The organism is Cupriavidus sp. 05T313, from assembly GCF_056396665.1.
Genome location: NZ_JBFTLX010000055.1, coordinates 1 through 18,628, shown reverse-complemented (window position 1 = coordinate 18,628; position 18,628 = coordinate 1). Strand labels below are relative to the sequence as shown.

The following is an 18,628-nucleotide window of genomic DNA, read 5'->3' as shown; positions in this document are numbered from 1 at the left end:
CATTGACCTGTAAGACCAATTCAAGATCGAGCGCCAGCCAGATGCCGGCTGGCGCCAGGGAGCCAGTAGTGAACAAGACCATGCCCGGTGCCGCGGCGCCGCCGTCCACCCAGCGCCCGGAGGGAACCATGTTCCATCCCGAGCCAAAACACCTGCCGGACGAGATCGCAAGGCGGCTGATCCAGGCGATCCAGACCGGCGAGTTCGCCGTGGGCGACCGCCTGCCCAGCGAGCGCGTGCTATGCGAGCAGTTTTCGGTCAGCCGCGCGGTGGTCCGCGAAGCGCTGTCGCAGCTCAAGTCGGAGGGTCTGGTTGCACCCAAGGCGGGCAGCGGCGTGTTCGTGACCGAGCGCAGCCAGCGGCAGGCGTTTCGCATGCAGGATGTGRCCATCGACGAGAAAGACTCGCTGGCGATGGTGATGGAACTGCTGGTGACGATTGAAGTGGCGGCCACCAGGTTCGCGGCCATGCGCCGCACGCCGGAAGATCTCAAGCGGATCCGGCGGGCGCTGATCGGCATGGAGTACGAGATCGCCAACGACCGGCTGGGGGACGAAGAGGACTTCGCCTTTCACCAGGCCATTGTGGAGGCCACCCACAACCCGCATTTCCAGGCGCKGAGCGAACACCTGGAGCATGGCGCGCGGCGCGTGATCCGGCAGGCGAGGAGCAATACCAAGAGCCATCACGCGGACATGGTCGAGGCCGTGCAGGACGAGCACAAGACCATCTACGACGCGATCGCGGCGGGCGATCCGGAGCGGGCGGCGGAGGCGGCTGAAACCCACCTGCGCAACGCGGCCAAGCGGCTGAACATGTACCTGAAGGGCTGATTCCGCGGCGGACCGATCACGCTTGCGCCGCGCTGCCCAGCCCTTCCGTCTTTACGTCTTTACGTCCTTAAGTTCTTAAGTCCTTAAGTCCTTACTCAAGCCCGGCCAACCCCGGCTGGAAATGCTGGACCAGGCGCTCGCCGTTGCCGAGCAGCACGCTGACTTCCACCCCCGAGGCCATATCGTGGCAGGCTGAGCGGCTGGTGCCGGAGAGCGACAAGCTGCGGCCTTGCGGGCATACGCTCGCCGAACGTACCTGGCCCTCGGTATCGACCGAGACGGCGCCATAGCCGGCCCCCATCGACAGGCCCGAGGCCTGGCGCCAGGTCCATGCGGACGGCGCGAGGCTGGCGGTGATGTCGGTGCCGTCGCATTGCAGCACCGCGGCGGTGGCCGTGACGCGGGTGGCGCCGGGCGTCAGCGGCGTATCCGCGTAGCGGAGCTGGAGGCGCAAGGCACCGGTTTGTGGCTGGCCGGGGGCGCTGCCCGGCGAGGTGCCCGGCTCGCGCGCGGTGAGCGCTACCTCACATTGCGTGCCGCCCCAGGCTTTGCGCAGCGTGTCGCCGCAGGCTTGAAGGAGAGCCATGAACAGGCCGCCCGGCCGTGGCCCGGCGGCATGGCCCGATAGTGACCCTGATTGCATCGGTGGCACGATTTCCCCGTCTCTTTTTTTGTGCGTGCACTGTACAAACCGATCGCGCGGCCCGCATCACCCGTTTGTGGGGTGCCGGACGTTATTCATCTCGCCGCCGGGGCGGAAATCAGTCCCGTGGCGGCGTGCGCGCCAGCTCGYCCACCCGTTTCACCACTTCGGCCAGCAGTGCCGAGCGGTCGTCGCTGCGATAGCTCATCATCACCGGGGACGTAAAGCCGGGTGCATCAATCGGCATGTAGGCCACGTCGTCGCGATGCAGGCGCTGCACGGATGCCGGCACCAGGCAGATCCCGAGCCCGGCGGCCACGAGGCCGATGGCGGTCTGTAGTTCGTTGGCCTCCTGGGCCACGCGCGGTTGCAGGCCCTGGGTGCGGAACAGCGCCAGCACATGATCGGCGTAACTGGGCCGGGGCCGCGCCGGATAGAGCACGAAGGGGTGCGCCGCCAGTTGCGCCGGCGTCATGGGCGGACCCTTCAGCGCGGCGTGGCCGCTGGGCACGGCGGCCATCAGCGGCTCGGCCATCACCACCGTGCGGGTAATGGCCGGGTCGTCCAGCACGATGCGGCCAAAGCCGATATCGATGCGGCCGGCCTTGAGCGCTTCCATCTGCTGCACCGTGGTCAGCTCGGACAGGCCGACCTCAAGCGCGGTGTCGGAGCCGCGCACCTGGCGGATCAGCTCCGGCAGGAAACCGTACAGCACCGACGGCACGAACCCGATGCCGAACCAGCGCTTCTCGTTGCGGCCGATGCGCCGCGTGCCTTCCACGATCTCGTCGATACGCTGGTTCAACTGCAGCGACTGCTCCAGCAGGAAGCGTCCGGCCTCGGTCAGCCGCACGGCGCGCGCGGTGCGGTCCAGCAGCACCGTGCCGATTTCGTCCTCCAGCTGGCGGATCTGGCGCGACAGCGGCGGCTGGGCGATATGCAGGCGTTCGGCGGCGCGGGTGAAGTTGAGTTCGGCCGCGACAGCCTGGAAATAGCGCAGGTGACGAAGCTCCATGGCGCCTGCCCCTCCATACTTTAAAGGTATTGATCGGGACATACTCGGTCTTGGACACCCTGAATGTCAAGCCACATACTGCATCCCAGCGTATTCCATACTTGGCAGACATACAGCATGAAAGCAACCGTCACCTCCGTCGAAGCCATCCTGGTCGACCTGCCCACCATCCGGGCGCACCAGCTCGCCATGACCACCATGCAGCGCCAGACCCTGGTGATCGTGCGGCTGCGCTGCAGCGATGGCGTCGAGGGCATTGGCGAAGCCACCACCATCGGCGGCCTGAGCTACGGCGACGAAAGCCCCGAGGGCATCAAGCTGACCATCGATACCTATCTGGCGCCCGCGCTGGCCGGCCTCGATGCGTCCAATATCCACGCGGCCATGCAGCGCCTGGCCGCGGTGGCGCGCGGCAACCGCTTTGCCAAGTCGGCGCTGGAGTCCGCGCTGCTCGACGCGCAGGGCAAGCGCCTGGGCCTGCCGCTGTCCGAACTGCTGGGCGGCGCGGTGCGGCCGAACCTGGCCTGCCTGTGGACCCTGGCCAGCGGCGATACCGGCCGCGACATCGAAGAGGCCGAGTCGCTGCTCGAGGCCCGCCGCCACAACACCTTCAAGCTCAAGATCGGCCGCCGCTCCGTACGCGACGACGTGGCCCACGTGTCGGCCATCAAGCGCGCGCTGGGCGACCGCGCCCGCGTTACGGTGGATGTCAACCAGGCCTGGAACGAGGCCGACGCCGCCACCGGCATCGCCATGCTGGAAGCCGCCGGCATCGACCTGGTCGAGCAGCCGGTGCCGCGCGAGCAGCGCGGCGCGCTGGCCCGGCTGGCGGCGCGCTTCGTCGTGCCGGTGATGGCCGACGAGTCCGTGTGCGGCCCCGAGGACGCGATGGAACTGGCGCGCATCGCCGGCGCGGACGTGTTCGCGCTGAAGATCTCCAAGTCGGGCGGCATCTTCGAGATGCTGCGCACCGCGGCGGTTGGCGACGCCGCCGGCATCGCGCTGTATGGCGGCACCATGCTGGAGGGCAGCGTGGGCACCATCGCCGCCGCCCACGGTTTTTCCACGCTGCCGCGGCTGGCCTGGGGCACCGAGCTGTTCGGCCCGCTGCTGCTCAAGGATGATGTGGTGACGGCGCGTCCCGAGTACCGCGACTTTGCCTTGCACCTGCCGGTGGGGCCGGGGCTGGGCCTGACGCTGGACGAGGATAAGCTGGCGCATTACCGCCGTGCCGCCTGAGGCGCACCTGCCGCCACCCATGAGCAAACACAGACCCAAGGAATAAAAGCATGCTGTTTCTGGTGAGAATGGACGTAAGGATTCCGGCCGACATGCCTGCCACGCAGGCAGACGAGATCAAGGCGCGCGAGAAGGCGTACTCGCAGGACCTGCAGCGCCAGGGCAAATGGCCGCATATCTGGCGTGTGGTGGGCGAGTACGCCAACTACAGCATCTTCGATGCCGAGTCCAACGACGAGCTGCACACGATGTTGTCCGGCCTKCCGCTGTTCCCGTACATGGAGATCCATGTCACGCCGCTGGCGCGGCACCCGTCGTCGATCAAGTAATCAAGAAATRACGCCGCGGCCCGCGATGGCCGCGGTCCAACTCCAACTCCGAAACCAACTGGAGGAGACTTTGATGCGCTTGCCTTTCCTGCGCGCCTGGGCCGCCTGCGCCTGCGCGCTGGCCACCCTGGCCGTGCTGCCGTCCGCACACGCCGACGCCTATCCCGATCACCCCATCCGCTGGGTCGTGCCATTCCCCGCCGGCGGCGCCATGGACAATATCGCCCGCACGCTGGGCGAGGAAATGTCGAAGTCGATGGGCCAGGCCATCGTGGTGGAAAACCGCCCCGGCGCAGGCGGCAATATCGGCGCCGAGCTGGTGGCGCGCTCGCCCGCGGATGGCTACACGCTGATCATCGTGGCCAACGGCATGGCGGTGAACCCCGCCCTGTACGGCCGGCTGAACTATGACCCGGTGAAGGACTTCGCGCCGGTGTCGCTGCTGGCGGTGGTGCCCAATGTACTGGTCACCAGCAAGGCCAAGAAGCTGCCCGCCACGGTCCCCGACCTGATCGCCGCCGCGCGCGCCACGCCGGACAAGTACACCTATGCCTCGGCCGGCAACGGCACCTCGATCCATCTCGCCGGCGAGTTGTTTACCTCGCTGACCGGGGTCAAGATGCTGCATGTGCCTTACAAGGGCAGCGGCCCGGCCATGACGGACCTGCTGGGCGGCCAGGTCGACTACATGTTCGACAGCATCACCTCGGCCAAGCCGCATATCGATTCCGGCAAGCTCACGCCGATCGCCGTGACCACCGCCAAGCGCTCGTCGACGCTGCCGAACGTGCCGACCCTGGCCGAAGCCGGCGTGAAGGGCTATGACCTGTCGCCGTGGTTCGCCGCCTTCGTGCCGGCCAAGACGCCGCCCGCCGTGGTCGCGCGGCTGAACCAGGCCATGGTGGACGCGCTGGCCAAGCCGTCGGTGCGTACCCGCCTGGCCGGCATCGGCGCCGAGCCGATCGGCAGCACGCCCGCGCAACTGGGCAAGCACCTCGCCGCTGAAACCGACAAATGGGGCAAGCTGATCCGCGAACGCGGCATCCGCGCAGACTGAGATCGTCATGACCACCGCATTCAACCAGGGCATCGCGCTGCACTACCAGATCGAGGGGGCGCCGGACGCGCCCGTTCTGGTCATGTCCAACTCGCTCGGCACCGACCTGCAGATGTGGGCGCCGCAGATGGACAGCCTGTTGTCCCGCTTCCGCGTGCTGCGCTACGACACGCGCGGCCACGGCGGCTCCGGCCTGCCGGCCCCGGCCGGGCCGTTCGGGTTTGCCGAACTCGGGCGGGACGTGCTGGCGATCATGGATCACGCCGGCATCGGACGCGCCCACTTTTGCGGGCTGTCGATGGGCGGCATGACCGGCATGTGGCTGGCGGCCAGCCACCCGGAGCGCTTCGGGCGCTTCGTGTTGGCCAACACCGCCGCCCTGATCGGGCCGGCCAGCGGCTGGGACACCCGCATCCAGACGGTACGCGCCCAGGGCATGGCCGCCATCGTCGACGCCGTGCTGGCACGCTGGTTCAGCGCCGGCTGGCTGGCCGGCAACGCAGAGCGCATCGCCCCGGTGCGGCAGATGTTGCTGGATGCGTCGCCCGAAGGCTATACGGCCAACTGTGCCGCCGTGCGCGATGCCGACCTGCGCCCGCTGCTATCGCGCATCGCCAGCCCGGTGCTGGTGATCGCCGGCACGCACGACCTGGCGACCACGCCGACGCAAGGCCGCGAGGTAGCCGCGGGGATCGCCGGTGCGCGCTATGTGGAGCTGGACGGGGCCCATTTGTCCAACTGGGAGCAGCCGCGGGAATTTGCCGAGGCGGTGTGTGGGTTCCTGGGAGCCGGAGTTGTAACCGGCTTCTGACAACTCGATGCGCGGACGAGGCCAGGGCGGTATTGCCCCACCGCGCCTCGCCCCCGCTACTTCGCCGGCCCGAACCGAATATCCCCATACCAGGCGCGCGCACTCGCCCTGGTGTTGTCCGTATCGGTGAGCAATCCATAGGCGGCCACCTTGCCCGGCTTCTCGTGGAAGGCATGCTCGAAGTCCTGCGCCACGTTGCGGCTCAGCGCCAGCCACTTGCCGGTGCCGTCGGCGCTGCCCGAGACCACGATCATCTTGACCCGCGAGGTGTGGGGATTGTCGATGACCGAGCCGACCGGCGCGGTATTGGACCAGACGTACATCAGCGTGGCATAGGGCAGTTCCTCGCCCGCCAGCGTCTTGGCAAGCTGGATGGCGGCACGGTCGCCCAGCGGCAGCTTGCTCTTGTCTCCTTCGAACATGAATACCAGCCGCGCAGGCGCGTCCTCTTTCGATGCGACGCTGTTGTCGGCATCGTCGATCGGCCGGTCTATTTTCCAGCGCCAGGTCAGCTGCGGTGTTTCTGCCAGGTCGACGTTGCCCTTGTGCATCAGCGCGGAGGCGGAGGCGGCGGCATCGGCCTGCAGCACCGTGGCGCTGTCGTCTGTTACGAGGCTGTAACGGGTCAGCGTCTTGCCATGCGCGACCGGCAGGTTCTTCCAGCCGGCCGGTAACGGGCCGCCGGGCGTGCCGGCGGAAAAGGCGGCGCCGGGAGCCGTGGGTGCCGCTGGCGCGGATGTGGCAGATGCGGCGGATACCTGCGCCCGGGCGGGGGGCGCGGCAGGCACCAGCAACAAGCCGCACGCCAGCAGGCCAGCCCGCATGCGCGCGCCGGGCAATGCCTGGCCTGCCGACGCAGCGGGGAATGGCTTCGAAGCCAGATGGAAGTTCATGATGGATTGCCCGGTGGTTGCCGTCATTGTTCTTATTGTTTTCATTGTAGGCAGGGGCCGGGGCATTTGCGCGTGCCGCGTGTGGCGCAACGCGGGATTGGCAGGCTAGGGCGGGGCTTGCGGACGCCGTCCTTCCCGGCTGCCCGCCGTGCTCGCCGGCATGCTCCCGAAGATTTCGCCGTAGTAGCGGTAGCCGGCGTCCATCTGCTTGCCGAAGGCAAAGCCCTGGGCCAGCATCGCGTCGAAATCCGCCCGCGCGACCTGCATCACATAGCTATGTTCGTGCGCGACCAGGCGGCAGGTGCCGGAGGCCTGGCGCGCGCTGAACCACTTGCCGGGGTCGGCATGGCCGGACGGGTAGGCCTGGCCGCCGTGTTCGAGCTGCCAGCCGCCGTCCAGCAGCACCCAGACGTCGGCGGCGCTGTCGCCTGCGTCCGCGCACTGCGTGATCACGGTGCCGGGTTCCGCCTCCCACTCGCGTGAATGGTCGATGGTCCAGCGCAGTTGCGCGGTTGTCAGGCTGGTGAAGAACGGCGTCTTCCGCAGCAGGTAGAGATAGGTCTTCGACGCTTTCATGGGTTTGCCCCGGGTGATAGCGGCATCGCCTTGCCTGGCCGGGTGGGCTTCGCAGGATGCGAGCAGAGCCGGCAGCAGCGCGGCGAATGCGAGTGGGATCCATCGTTTCATCGCCGTTCCTGACGGTGAGCCCGGGCCGGGGTACGGCCCGGGCCGGCTTTTCGGTTGGCAGGGAATGGTTCAGCGGCAGACCGTGGCTTGCAGCAAGTCCTGCATGCCGATCCGCTTCGCAAACTCGGTCCGCACGCGCTCGGAGACTTCCAGCACTTCCCGCGCGCCATCACCGACAAAATCGATCACCGAACGCATCGGGCGCGTGCCGGCAGCCAGGCCCACGATCCGCACGATGTCATCGGCCACGGCCTTCGGGTCGGCGTCGTCGGGAGTGAGTGCGCTCAGGCGTTCGCCAATCTGGTCCATCACGCCGTCATAGCGGCTATAGGCGGCGGCCGTGGCCAAATCGGCGGGCTTGCCCGCGCTGGGGAAGTGCGCGGTGCCGCGGGTGAACGCGCCCGGCACCACGATCGAGGTCTCGATGCCAAAGCGCGCGATCTCATAGGCCAGCGTGACGGCCAGCGAATCCATGGCTGCCTTGGCCGCGCCGTAAGGCCCCATGAACGGGGGGAAGCCGCCCTTGGTCGTGGTGCTGCTGATCCACAGCATCAGCCCGGCTTCCTGCTTGCGCATATAGGGCAGGGCGGCGCGATTCACGCGCTGCGCGCCGAACAGGTTGGTGTCGAACACGCGCATCATTTCCTCGGGCGTGAAGGCCTCGGCGGGCCCGACCACCAGGTGCCCCGCATTCTGCATCACGACATCGATGCGCCCTTGTTCCCGGACGATCGCCGCGGCTGCGGCGTCGGCGGATTCCTGTGACAACACGTCGAGTTCGAGCGGATGCAACTGGATGTTCCCGGACTTGGCGAGCGCGCGCAGTTCGTCCGCACGGCCGCGGTTGCGGCCCTTCACATCGCGCATGGTCGCGTAGACGATATGGCCCGCTTCAGCCAGTGCCTGCGCGCTCAGCTTGCCGATGCCTGTGCCGGCGCCGGTGACGAGGATGACTTGTTGATTGGCGTTTTGCATGATGTTCCCCTTGCGTTGTGTCTGCTTGTGTCTGATGGCTCAGCGCGACGGATCGGATTCAGGCGACGCCGCCGTTGGCGCGCAGGATCTGGCCGTTGACCCAGCCGGCGTCGGGGCCGGCGAGGAAGGCCACCACGGAAGCGATGTCCTCCGGCTGGCCCAGGCGCTGCAGCGGGGGCATCCTGGCGAACGCCTGGATCTGCTCGTCGGTCTTGCCGTCGAGGAACAGCGAGGTGGCGATCGGGCCGGGAGCCACCGCGTTCACCGTGATGCCGCGGCCGCGCAATTCCTTGGCGAACACATGCGTGAACGATTCGACGGCGGCCTTGGTGGCGTTGTAGACGGCGTAGCCAGGCATGTTCAGCGCCAGCGTGGTGCTGGAGAAGTTGACGATGCGCCCGCCGTCGTTGAGCCGCGCGGCGGCTTCGCGCAAGGTGTTGAAGGTGCCGCGCACATTGATGTCGAAGGTCAGGTCGTAGAGCGCGTCGCTGGTGTCGGCCAGCGGCACGGTCTTGAGCACGCCGGCGTTGTTCACCAGCACGTCGACCTTGCCCAGTTGCTGCTCGGTGATCTCGAACATGCGGCGCACATCGTCGGCCCTGGACACATCGGCCTGTACCGCGATGGCGGTTGCGCCTGCCGCCTTCAACTCGGCCACGAGGGCCTCGGCCTGCGCCGCGCCGGCCGCATAGTTGACCGCGACCGCGAAGCCGTCCCGGGCGAGACGCTGGGTAATGGCTGCGCCAATGCCGCGGGAAGCGCCGGTCACGATGGCGACTTTGGTAATGCTGTCGGTGCTGTTGGTGTTGCTCATGATCGTTTCCTTTCGGGGGGGGGGAAACGAATCATGGATCATTCGGCTGGATAGATAATTAGCCGTAACTTGATATCATTGCTCCATTTGGTTTAACAATGGGGCGAGCCGGGTTGCCTGTCGGCCACGTGATCACCCGGAGAAGTGCAATGGACCGATTCCAGGAAATGCAGGCCTTCGTGCGCATCGCCGAGCGCCAGAGCTTTACCCAGGCCTCCGAGGACCTGCGGATCCCGCGCGCCACCATCACCAACCTGATCAAGCGCATGGAGCAGCGGCTCGGTGCGCGGCTACTGGAGCGCACCACGCGCACGGTACGGCTGACCCACGATGGCGAGGCGCATTACCGCCGCTGCGTGCGCCTGATAGCCGACCTGGAAGAAGCGGAAGGCTCGTTCAGGAATGCCGCGCCCAAAGGCCTCCTGCGCGTGAACCTGCAAGGAACGCTCGCGCGCCATTTCGTCGTGCCTGCGCTGCCGGATTTCCTGGCGCAATATCCCGACCTGGAAGTCCACATCGGCGAGGACGACCGCCTGGTCGACCTGGTGCGCGAAGGGGTCGATTGCGTGCTGCGTGCAGGGAACCTGCAGGATTCGTCGATGGTCGGCCGGCGTGTCGCCCTATTGGAGCAGGTCACCGTGGCCAGCCCGGCCTACCTCGCGAAGCATGGCGAGCCGAAGGGCCTGGACGCGTTGTCGGCGCATCGCGCGGTCAACTACGTCTCCAGCGGGACAGGCAAGGCAGTGCCGATGGAGTTCACCGTGGACGGCCGCGTGACGGCGATCCAACTGGCGGCCACCGTCTCGGTCACCGGTGCCGACCTCTACACCGGCGCCTCGGTGGCCGGGCTCGGGCTGGTCCAGGTGCCGCGCTATCGCGTGGCAGCCGAACTGAAGGACGGCCGCCTGCAGGTCGTGCTGGCGGACCTGCCGCCGCCGCCGATGCCGGTCTCGGTGCTGTATTCGCAAAATCGCCAGCTCTCGTCGCGCGTGCGGGTCTTTGCGCAATGGTTGCGCGAAGTGTTCGAGGTGGCGGGGACTGGGGGAAGGTAACCCGGGCCTGATTCCCGTCGGAGTGCCGGTCGGCGCCTAAAGCGCGGAAGCCGGCTATTTCCGCGCGTTGGATGGCAGCACCGAGTTCCGGTTAGCCTGCTTGGCGGACTGCGCCGACGATGGCTTGCTACCTGCCGACGCCTTTTGCGGCGCGGCGCCGGCTACCCCGACACCGGTGCAAAGCAGGACGGCCAGCAGCGTCGCCGGTGCCTTCTTTCGCATGCTCATGATCGACTCCCGTTGCGTGGCCGGCCCGCCCGTGCGTACCAGCCACTGGTTGGTTCAGGTTCAAACGCCTTCAGCCGGCGTCAGCGAGGCCGAATCGGGGCCACCCTTGTGCGCGCGATGGCGGTTCACCCACGAGAACACCACCGGCAATACCAGCAGCGTGAGCAGGGTGGTGGTCACCATGCCGCCGACGATCACCAGGGCCAGCGGACGTTGCGCTTCCGAGCCGATGCCGTGCGACAGCGCCGCTGGCAGCAGGCCCAGACCCGCCAGCATGGCCGTCATCACCACCGGCCGCAGGCGCAGCGCGGCGCCCTCGACCACGGCTTCATGCAAATCCTCGGACTGCGCCAGCCGGTTGACGTAGGAGATCAGGATCACCCCGTCCTGGATCGCTATGCCGAACAGCGACAGGAAGCCGATACCCGCCGAGATTGATAGCGTCTCTCCGGCGATATGCAGCGACAGCAGGCCGCCGATGGCCGCGAACGGCACGTTCAGCACCACCATCAGCGCATCCTTGAAGTTGCCGAAGGTGCTGTACAGCAGGAGGAAGATCACCAGGATGGTCAGCGGCACGATCACCGCCAGCTTCTTCTGCGCGATCTTCATCTGGTTGAACTGGCCGTCCCAGAAGATGCTGTAGCCCGCCGGCAGCGTCACCGCCTTGCCGACCYTGTCCTGTGCCTCGGCCACCGCGCTGCCCAGGTCGCGCCCGCGCACGCCGAACTTGATGGCGATATAGCGCTTGCCGGTTTCACGGTAGACGAAGAACGGACCATCCGTGGCTTCCACCTTGGCCACCATCGACAGCGGAATGCGCTGCCCGTCAGGCGTATCCACCAGCAGGCGCCCGATCACGTCCGGATTGTTGCGCGCCTGGTCGTTGAGCCGCACCGACAGCCCGAAGGTCTTCTCGCCTTCCAGGATGTTGGTTACCGCATCGCCGCCGATCGCGAACTGCACGGCGGACTGGATGTCGCTGACGTTCATGCCGAAGCGCGCACTCTTCTCGCGGTCGACCGTGATGTTCAGCGTGGGCTGGCCCAGCTCCTTGAAGATGCCGACGTCGGCCAGCCCCGGCACTTTCCTGAGGATCGATTCGACTTCCTTGGCCTTGTTCTGCAGCATCACCAGGTCGGAACCGTAGATCTTCACCGAGTTCTCGCCCTTGACCCCGGACAGCGCCTCGTTCACGTTGTCCTGGATGTACTGCGAGAAGTTGTACTCGATGCCCGGGATGCGATCCAGGTGCTTGGACAGCCTTTCCACCACCTGTTGCTTGGTGGCGCCCTTGGGCCAGTCGGCCGGGGGCTTGAAGTAGAGCGCGTATTCCTGGTTGAACACGCCAGTGGAATCGGTGCCATCGTCGGGGCGCCCGATCTGTACCGACACGGTTTTCACCTCGGGCTGCTCGCGGAAGAAGCCGCGCAGGTCGCGCGCGATGGATGCCGAGTAGTCGAGATCAACGGTGTTGGGCAGCGTGATGCGCAGCCACAGGTTGTTTTCCTCCAGCGTGGGCAGGAACTCGGTGCCGAGATAGCGCGAACTGTACAGCGTGCCGGCCAGGCCGATAAAGGCGGCCAGGAACACCAGGCCGGGCTTTTTCAGCAGCTTGCGCAGCAGGGGTTTGTAGCCGCGCAGGATCACCGCGATAAATTTCGGCGAGTGCGGCCGCAGCGAACCGCGGAACACGAAGGATGTCACCGCCGGCACGAAGGTCAACGCGAGCACGATCGACGCCAGCAGCGCGAAGCCCATGGTGAAGGCCATCGGCTTGAAGATGATGCCCTCCACCCCGCCCATGAAGAACAAGGGCGAGTAGGCCACGATAATGATGCCGGTGGAGAAGATCATGGCGCGCTGGACTTCGCTGGTGGCCCTGATGATGCCATCCTCGACATTGGTCTCGCCTTCCTCCAGGTGGCGCATGATGTTCTCCATCACGATCACCGCGGCATCCACGATCAGCCCGAAGTCGATTGCCCCTAGGGAGATCAGGTTGGCCGGTACCTTGAAGTGGTCCATATTGATGAAGGACACGCACAAGGCCAGCGGGATCACCGCCGCCACCACCGCCGCTGCGCGGAAGCTGCCGAGGAAGATGAACAGCACGATCAGCACCAGCGAGATGCCGACGAACAGCGCGTGCTCGACGGTCCCCATGGTGATGTCGAGCAGGTTCTGCCGGTCGTAGAAGGTCTTGACCTGGACGTTCTTCGGCAGCACGTTCTGGTTGATCTCGGCGATCTTGTCGCGCACCCGCGCCAGCACCTCGGTGGCGTTCTCGTCGCGCTTCATCAGCACGATGCCTTCGACGATATCGTCATGGTGGTCGAACTGCACCATGCCCAGGCGCGGCGTGTTGCCCACCCCGACCTGGGCGATATCGCGCACGCGCACCGGCACGCCATTGGACACAGAGACGGTGACGTTGCGGATATCGTCGAGCGTTTGCAGCAGGCCCACGCCACGCACCACGAACTGCTGCTCGCCGGACTTCATCAGGCCGCCGCCGGTGTTGGCGTTGGCGCTGGACACCGCATCCACCACCTGCTTGAGCGAGAGCCCGTAGGCCTGCAGCTTCTCGGGCGTCGGCACGATCTGGTACTGCTTGACCATACCGCCGAAGGCGGTGATGTCGGCCACACCGGAAACGTGCTTGATCTCCTTGTAGACGCTGTAGTCCTGGTAGGTCTTCAGCGTGGTCACGTCAACGCCATTGGCCTCGATCCGGTAGCGCAGGATTTCGCCGGTGGCGTCGCCGTCCGGCGACAGGTTGGGTTGCACGCCGGGTGGCAGACTGGCCTGCGACAGGTAGGTGACGAAGTTCTGGCGCGCCTTGAAGTTGTCCACGCCCTCCTTGAACTTGACGGTCACCACCGACAGCCCGAACAGCGAGACCGAGCGGAAGGACTGCACGTCGGGCACGCTGGCCAGCGCGTTCTCCACGGGGATCGTGATTTGCTGCTCGACCTCGACCGTGCTGCGGCCGGGCCACTGCGTAATGGCCTGCACCGTGACCGGCGCCACGCCGGGATACGCTTGCAGCGGCAGCCGCAGGAAGCTCAGCACGCCGGCTGCCAGCAGGCCAAGGGCCAGGAAGACGATAACCAGGCGCCGCTTGAGGATGCTTTTGATGGGCGAGAAGACCATCTCAGGCCTCCTGCTTGAGCAGCAGTTCGTTGAGCAGCATGCCGCCCTGCGTCACCACGCGCACGGTCGCGCCCGCCGGCACGCCGTCGGTGACCAGGAAGGTGCCGTCGCTGCGCGGTGTGCCCTGCACGGCCACGCGCTCGATATGCCTGTCGTCAGGCTGGAGCATCAGGTAGAGCTTGCCCTGGTCCTTGACGATGGCCGATTGCGGCACCACCAGCGCTTGCGCACTGCCGGTGACGATGCGCGCAGTGGCATACATCTCGGGTTTGAGCGTGCCGTCCGGGTTGGGCACATCGCAGCGCACCTGCAGCGTATGGGTGTCGGCGTCGACATTGGGCGCGATAAAGCTGACGCGCCCGCGGTAGTGCCGTCCGGGATAGGCCGGGGTTTCAATCTCGATGGCCTGGCCCAGGCGTACGTTCTTGATATCGTTCTCGTAGAGATTGCCGGTGAACCAGATCGAGCGCGTGTCGATGATGCTCATCAGCGAATCACCGACATTGAGATAGGAGCCCGGGTCCATGTCGCGCTTGACGATGGTGCCGCCGATCGGCGCGCGCACGGTCAAGGTGTCGGAAGCCGTGCCGCGCTCGCGGATGCGGGCGATGTCCTCGGTGGTCGCGCCCAGTACGCGCAGCTTGTTCTCGGACGACTGCATGGTTAGCTTGGCGTCATCCACCAGTTCCTTCAGGTCGCTGTTGCTCAGGGTGTGATAGGCGTTGTGCGAAAGCAGGAATTCATTCTGCGCGGCGATGTACTCGGGCGAGTACAGCTCGGCGAGCGGTTGGCCGGCATGGACCACGGCACCCTCGAAGACCAGGATGCGTTCCACGCGGCCGGCCACGCGCGCGGACGCCAGCTTGGCCTGCTGCACGTTGTACGCGAGCTTGCCGGGCGTGGGTGTGTCGACCGGGACAGTTTGCATGCTGAACACCGCGGATTTGACCGTTTTCGGATCGAAGCCGCCTTCGGGCAGGGCCAGCGAGGAGGGGACGCGGCGTGGCGTGGCGGTCTCAGCGTTGGTATAGGGCGCAGCGGCCAGGGCTGGCACGGTGGCTGGTACCGCCTGCAGTGACTGGGCCCAGTACTTGCCACCCCAGATGCCGCCGGCGAGGACCACAATGAAGCCGGCGCCAATTATCAGATTCTTGTTCATAGGTTCAAGGCCTTCGCGGCCATCAGAATTTGTCCCGGCCCACCGCGGCGGCGAGCGTGTAGTAAGCCTGGCGCGCCTCGGACTCGGCCTGCGTCACCGCGAGTTCCGCATTCTTGAGCGCGGAGCTGGCAGTGAGCAGGTCGGTGAAGTTGGCATTGTTGTTGGCGTAGTTGGTGAAGGCCATCTTGTAGGCTGTCAGGGCCTCAGGCAGTTGCCGCTGGCGCAGGAACTCGGCCTGGTTCACCGACTGGCGCAGGTTGTTGTGCGCGGTATCCACGGCCAGCAGCGTCTGCTGGCGTACCGACTGTTCGTTGGCGTCGGACGCCACCTTGTTGGCTACGGCTTCATCCACGCCGTATTTTTCCTTGGTAAAGAAGAACAGCGGGATGATGACGTCGAACTCGATGCCGTAGCTGGCCGGCTGGAAGCCCAGTGGCGGGTTGTTGCCGTTGAAGGTGGCGATGATCTGGAAATCCGGCAGGTAGGCTTTGCGGGCCAGGCGCACGCCTTTTTCGGCGGCTTCCACCTGGAAGCGCGATGCGCGGATATTGGGATGCTCGCGCAGCGCCATGTCCTCCAGTTCGGGCAAGGGCGTGGGCGGCAGGCGCGCCGCGCTGGCATCCGTGCGCAATTCGAGCGGGAACTCGGGACTCTTGCCGATCAGTGTGTTGATGGTCTTGAGCGCGTTGTCATACTGGCGCTCCAGGCCAAAGGTATCGTTCTGCGCGCTGCTTTGTGCTACCTGGGCGTTCAGGTAGTCGACATAGCCCGCCGCATTGTTGGCGTAGCGGATGCGCGCCACCTGCTTGACCTGCTCCAGCCGCTTGAGGTTGAGGCGCAGCACATCGAGCTGCGCTTTCTGCGCCAGCGCCTGGAAGTAAGTCGTGCTCAGCTGTGCGTAGAGCTGCAGGTACAGCGCGTCGCGCTGCGCGTCGATGGACTCCGCCTGCGTGTTGGCGATATCGGCCGCCAGCGCCTTCTTGCCCGGAAACGGGAAGGACTGCGTGAGCGTATAGCTGAAGTTCTGGGCTTGCGCCAGCGCCAGCGGGCTGTTCTTGGGCAGGGCGCCCCAGATGAAGCCCACCTGCGGATTGTTGGGCGCGGCGATCTGCGGCACCGTGGCCTTGGCCGCCATATAGAGCGAGCGCGCCTGGATCAGTTGCGGGTTGCTCGCGCGCAGCTCTTCCGAGAGCTCCCACAGGGAGAAGCCCGGCCCGACCAGGCCCTTGTTTTTTTCTTCGGCACTGAGCGGTGCCGGCGGCGTCGTGGCCGCACCGGTCCCGCGCGGCGTTGAAGCTGGTTGGTCCCACCCGCTGGCTGGCGCGTTGCCGGCACCAGGCGCCTTCTTTGCCGGCGGTACCAGCGGTACCGGGTCGGTATCTCCGCTCAGTTCGACACCGCAGGCGACCCGAGCCGCCAAGACCAGAATGACGGCTGCTCCAACTTTTCTGTTAGTTGGTTTTTTAATCATGAATACTCCCATCGCTACTTGCCACTGTTATGACAGCGAAATCTTTCAATCGCCCTTCCGCAACATTGCAAATAGCTTTCGGAAATTTAGGTAATTACCCGTATCCTTTTCTTGAAATTTGCAAAGCCAATTCAAACTTGGTTTGAGGAATGGCTATTGAGATTTCCTGGAGCGATGTCCCATGCAAAGGCCGTGTAGCGCGCAAGGGCGCGCGACACCATGCCGGAAACGGCAAGATATAGGTGGATTGCGTGACGGAACCTTACGCGAAACGCTACCTGTTCAGCGTGCGATGGAAATGGTTGTCCGTGTTTTTATGTGATGAAAATTAAATATAAATAGATCTTATATTTCACATCACCAGGTAGACTGGGTTGATATCCGCGCGAGTAAATATACGGGCTTTCCTTGGGGCGGATTGCTCCATGCTAGTGCGCGGTCTGCTCGCAGAGGGCRCATACCCGTATCAACAAAGGCGCGTTCTCCATTTCGGCGAGCGCCTCGCTATCGTCGGATGCGATGGAGCACCTGCATCCGCGCGTCGCGGGCGCGGTTTCGCCGCGGGCGATTGCCGGCATGACCGCGTAGCGCACGCCGAGCTGCACGCGACGCTCCCACTCGCCTTGCGGATCCAGTTCCAGCAGCCACAGGCGCGTCTGGACCGACCAATGCCTGACGGTCTCGCTTTTGATCGCCAGCCGGCGCGCCGCTTCGGCGACCGACACCTGTTGCGAGGCCAGCTGAAAGAACGCCTCCGCTTTGTCCTCCAGCCTGAGCCGCGCCATGGGCGTGCCTGTCAGCCGGGTGAAGCGCTGGCGGCAGCCTCCACAATGGAAGAAGGGCAGGCTGCCATCATCGGTGCCGTCGTAGACCGTCTTGTGCCCGCCGCAACGCGGGCAATGCGGCGGCACGTGGCTCGCGCTATGCAACGTGCGCCATGCGGACAGCAGGTATGCGGCCAGCCCGGCATCACCGGTGTCTGCAGCTCCGCTCGCGCGGACATGGATCAACGTGGTGGCCCGCCGCAACTCATCCGCAAAGGGGCGCAGGGGCCGCTGGGGTGGCACGCGGCCGGCCCGGCCCGCTGCCGGGATATCCCGCTCGGGCGGCGTTGGCTGTTGCTGTTGCGATCTGCTCATAGCGTAGACGCGAACCGCACCGGTCCCGGAAGGGGGCCGGGACTGGTGCGCCGCCTGCTCCGATGCGCGGCAGCGCAGTGGGCGCTACCAGCTGATTCAAGGATGCCCGCACCCCGCGGCATCGGGTCGTGCAGCGGTGGTGCATTGTTGGGGGCGTCGTGGCTTCCCAGGGCTCTTAATCCCGTGGCCCCCGGTCGGGGAGCGATGGAATAGCGCAGATTCTAGGTGGAATGCCTGCCGCCCCTCTACTGTGATTGATCACAGTAGAGGGGCGGCAGGGCCTCGTGAAGGTTTCGAGAAAATGAACCTAACCTATTGATTTGTAAAAATAATGTGGTTCTTTGGTGAGATGGGCCGTGCAAGTCCGGCTTATGGTCCCCAAAGCGGGTGACATGGCTAGTCCGGTATGGCGAAAGCGCTCTCAGGACCGAATCATCGATCGATATCCGCAACTCTCCAGCTTTGAGCTTGCGCGACGCCGTCTGCACGTTGCGGCGTTTCCACGTGTGTCCGGGAGCGCGCTTTTAGTTTGATGCGTGTTGCAGGCGCACGACTTCTGGTTCTGCAGGGGTGTCAAAGCCCTGATTCAGCGCGGGCTTGATCGTGCGTGGCTCCAGCGTGATCTGCTGCAGGGGTGCGATTTGGATGGCTTGCATAGCCAGTGTGGCGAACGCGCGCCTGAATTGCCCGATATCCCGCTGCGACTCATCGGAAAGCCGGATGGCGAGCGTCCCCATTGCGAGTCCCGTTATGGCCTGATCAAGGATTGGTGCTCCTGGCCCGGATGGCTGCTGATCCTTGTTCTTCCTGTCCACATTCTCGATGTCCAGGAAGCCGAGGTATTGCACCTTGCCCGGCATCGCAGTAAAGGGAGCGGATACACCAAAGCGCATTGACCCAAAACCCGGCGCGGTGGTTCGTTCGGTAAGGCCAGACAACCACGTCATTTCGTTATCCCCGGCCTTCACTTTGGCCGCAATCAGGAACGTCTGATTCTCTGGTGGGCCGATGGCCGTTGTAGCGGCTTCGGTGGCCGTTCCCGATTTGGAAAACATCAGTGGGGATCGTTCAAATGTGATTCCGAAGAGCTTGATGGGGTACTTTGGTTCGCGTGTATTACTCACGCG

At 65.5% G+C, this 18,628-nt stretch carries 17 protein-coding genes and 1 pseudogene; 6 read left to right on the top strand and 12 right to left on the bottom strand.

The features are described 5' to 3' along the window. Positions 1-128: 128 nt before the first annotated feature. Positions 129-833, top strand: coding sequence for a FadR/GntR family transcriptional regulator (locus AC1DKD_RS14985; RefSeq protein ID WP_477143411.1), 705 nt, complete (start codon positions 129-131; stop codon positions 831-833). Between the two features lie 91 nt (positions 834-924). Here the strand turns inward: AC1DKD_RS14985 and AC1DKD_RS14980 are convergent, their stop codons facing one another. Continuing rightward, positions 925-1,419: a hypothetical protein gene (locus AC1DKD_RS14980; protein ID WP_441631745.1), complete on the bottom strand. Its 495-nt coding sequence runs from the start codon at positions 1,417-1,419 to the stop codon at positions 925-927. A 175-nt stretch (positions 1,420-1,594) separates the two neighbouring features. Further along, the gene (locus AC1DKD_RS14975) at positions 1,595-2,491 is read right to left on the bottom strand and encodes a LysR family transcriptional regulator (RefSeq protein ID WP_477143407.1); all 897 of its coding nucleotides are present in this window, start codon (positions 2,489-2,491) and stop codon (positions 1,595-1,597) included. 117 nt (positions 2,492-2,608) lie between these two features. Here AC1DKD_RS14975 and AC1DKD_RS14970 point away from each other — a divergent pair, with 117 nt between their 5' ends. From AC1DKD_RS14970 to pcaD, 4 genes are all read left to right on the top strand, one after another. After that, positions 2,609-3,730 (top strand): muconate/chloromuconate family cycloisomerase, encoded by a 1,122-nt coding sequence (locus AC1DKD_RS14970; protein ID WP_035871862.1) that lies wholly within the window; start codon positions 2,609-2,611, stop codon positions 3,728-3,730. 50 nt (positions 3,731-3,780) lie between these two features. Continuing rightward, positions 3,781-4,059, top strand: a complete 279-nt coding sequence (catC, locus tag AC1DKD_RS14965) for a muconolactone Delta-isomerase (protein ID WP_035871859.1) — start codon at positions 3,781-3,783, stop codon at positions 4,057-4,059. A 73-nt stretch (positions 4,060-4,132) separates the two neighbouring features. Continuing rightward, on the top strand, positions 4,133-5,116 hold the full coding sequence (locus tag AC1DKD_RS14960; protein WP_441631740.1) for a tripartite tricarboxylate transporter substrate binding protein: 984 nt from the start codon (positions 4,133-4,135) through the stop codon (positions 5,114-5,116). A 7-nt stretch (positions 5,117-5,123) separates the two neighbouring features. Then, positions 5,124-5,927, top strand: coding sequence for a 3-oxoadipate enol-lactonase (pcaD, locus tag AC1DKD_RS14955; RefSeq protein ID WP_441631738.1), 804 nt, complete (start codon positions 5,124-5,126; stop codon positions 5,925-5,927). Positions 5,928-5,983: 56 nt separating this feature from the next. Here the strand turns inward: pcaD and AC1DKD_RS14950 are convergent, their stop codons facing one another. The 4 genes from AC1DKD_RS14950 to AC1DKD_RS14935 form a co-directional block, all read right to left on the bottom strand. Next, positions 5,984-6,820, bottom strand: coding sequence for a DUF3047 domain-containing protein (locus tag AC1DKD_RS14950; RefSeq protein WP_441631736.1), 837 nt, complete (start codon positions 6,818-6,820; stop codon positions 5,984-5,986). 105 nt (positions 6,821-6,925) lie between these two features. Next, the gene (locus AC1DKD_RS14945) at positions 6,926-7,507 is read right to left on the bottom strand and encodes a hypothetical protein (protein WP_441631734.1); all 582 of its coding nucleotides are present in this window, start codon (positions 7,505-7,507) and stop codon (positions 6,926-6,928) included. Positions 7,508-7,576: 69 nt separating this feature from the next. Continuing rightward, the gene (locus AC1DKD_RS14940; RefSeq protein WP_441631732.1) at positions 7,577-8,482 is read right to left on the bottom strand and encodes an SDR family oxidoreductase; all 906 of its coding nucleotides are present in this window, start codon (positions 8,480-8,482) and stop codon (positions 7,577-7,579) included. A gap of 58 nt (positions 8,483-8,540) precedes the next feature. After that, entirely contained in the window at positions 8,541-9,296 is a 756-nt protein-coding gene (locus tag AC1DKD_RS14935; RefSeq protein ID WP_441631730.1) for an SDR family oxidoreductase, read from the bottom strand. 149 nt (positions 9,297-9,445) lie between these two features. On the opposite strand from AC1DKD_RS14935, the gene AC1DKD_RS14930 reads away from it, so the two are divergent. Next, complete coding sequence (locus AC1DKD_RS14930; RefSeq protein ID WP_441631728.1) at positions 9,446-10,348, top strand: LysR family transcriptional regulator; 903 nt, start codon at positions 9,446-9,448, stop codon at positions 10,346-10,348. A gap of 54 nt (positions 10,349-10,402) precedes the next feature. Here the strand turns inward: AC1DKD_RS14930 and AC1DKD_RS14925 are convergent, their stop codons facing one another. The 6 genes and pseudogenes from AC1DKD_RS14925 to AC1DKD_RS14900 form a co-directional block, all read right to left on the bottom strand. Beyond that, positions 10,403-10,576, bottom strand: a complete 174-nt coding sequence (locus tag AC1DKD_RS14925) for a hypothetical protein (protein ID WP_441631726.1) — start codon at positions 10,574-10,576, stop codon at positions 10,403-10,405. A gap of 60 nt (positions 10,577-10,636) precedes the next feature. Next, positions 10,637-13,732, bottom strand: coding sequence for an efflux RND transporter permease subunit (locus tag AC1DKD_RS14920; protein ID WP_477143406.1), 3,096 nt, complete (start codon positions 13,730-13,732; stop codon positions 10,637-10,639). A 1-nt stretch (position 13,733) separates the two neighbouring features. Next, entirely contained in the window at positions 13,734-14,891 is a 1,158-nt protein-coding gene (locus AC1DKD_RS14915) for an efflux RND transporter periplasmic adaptor subunit (RefSeq protein ID WP_441631722.1), read from the bottom strand. A gap of 22 nt (positions 14,892-14,913) precedes the next feature. Then, positions 14,914-16,311 carry a TolC family protein gene (locus tag AC1DKD_RS14910; protein ID WP_441631720.1) on the bottom strand — a complete coding sequence of 466 codons (1,398 nt, stop codon included), beginning with the start codon at positions 16,309-16,311 and terminating at the stop codon, positions 14,914-14,916. A 479-nt stretch (positions 16,312-16,790) separates the two neighbouring features. Then, positions 16,791-17,501: a DUF746 domain-containing protein gene (locus AC1DKD_RS14905; protein ID WP_477103471.1), complete on the bottom strand. Its 711-nt coding sequence runs from the start codon at positions 17,499-17,501 to the stop codon at positions 16,791-16,793. A gap of 524 nt (positions 17,502-18,025) precedes the next feature. Then, positions 18,026-18,628 (bottom strand): annotated as a pseudogene (locus AC1DKD_RS14900) (hypothetical protein); the annotation flags it as partial.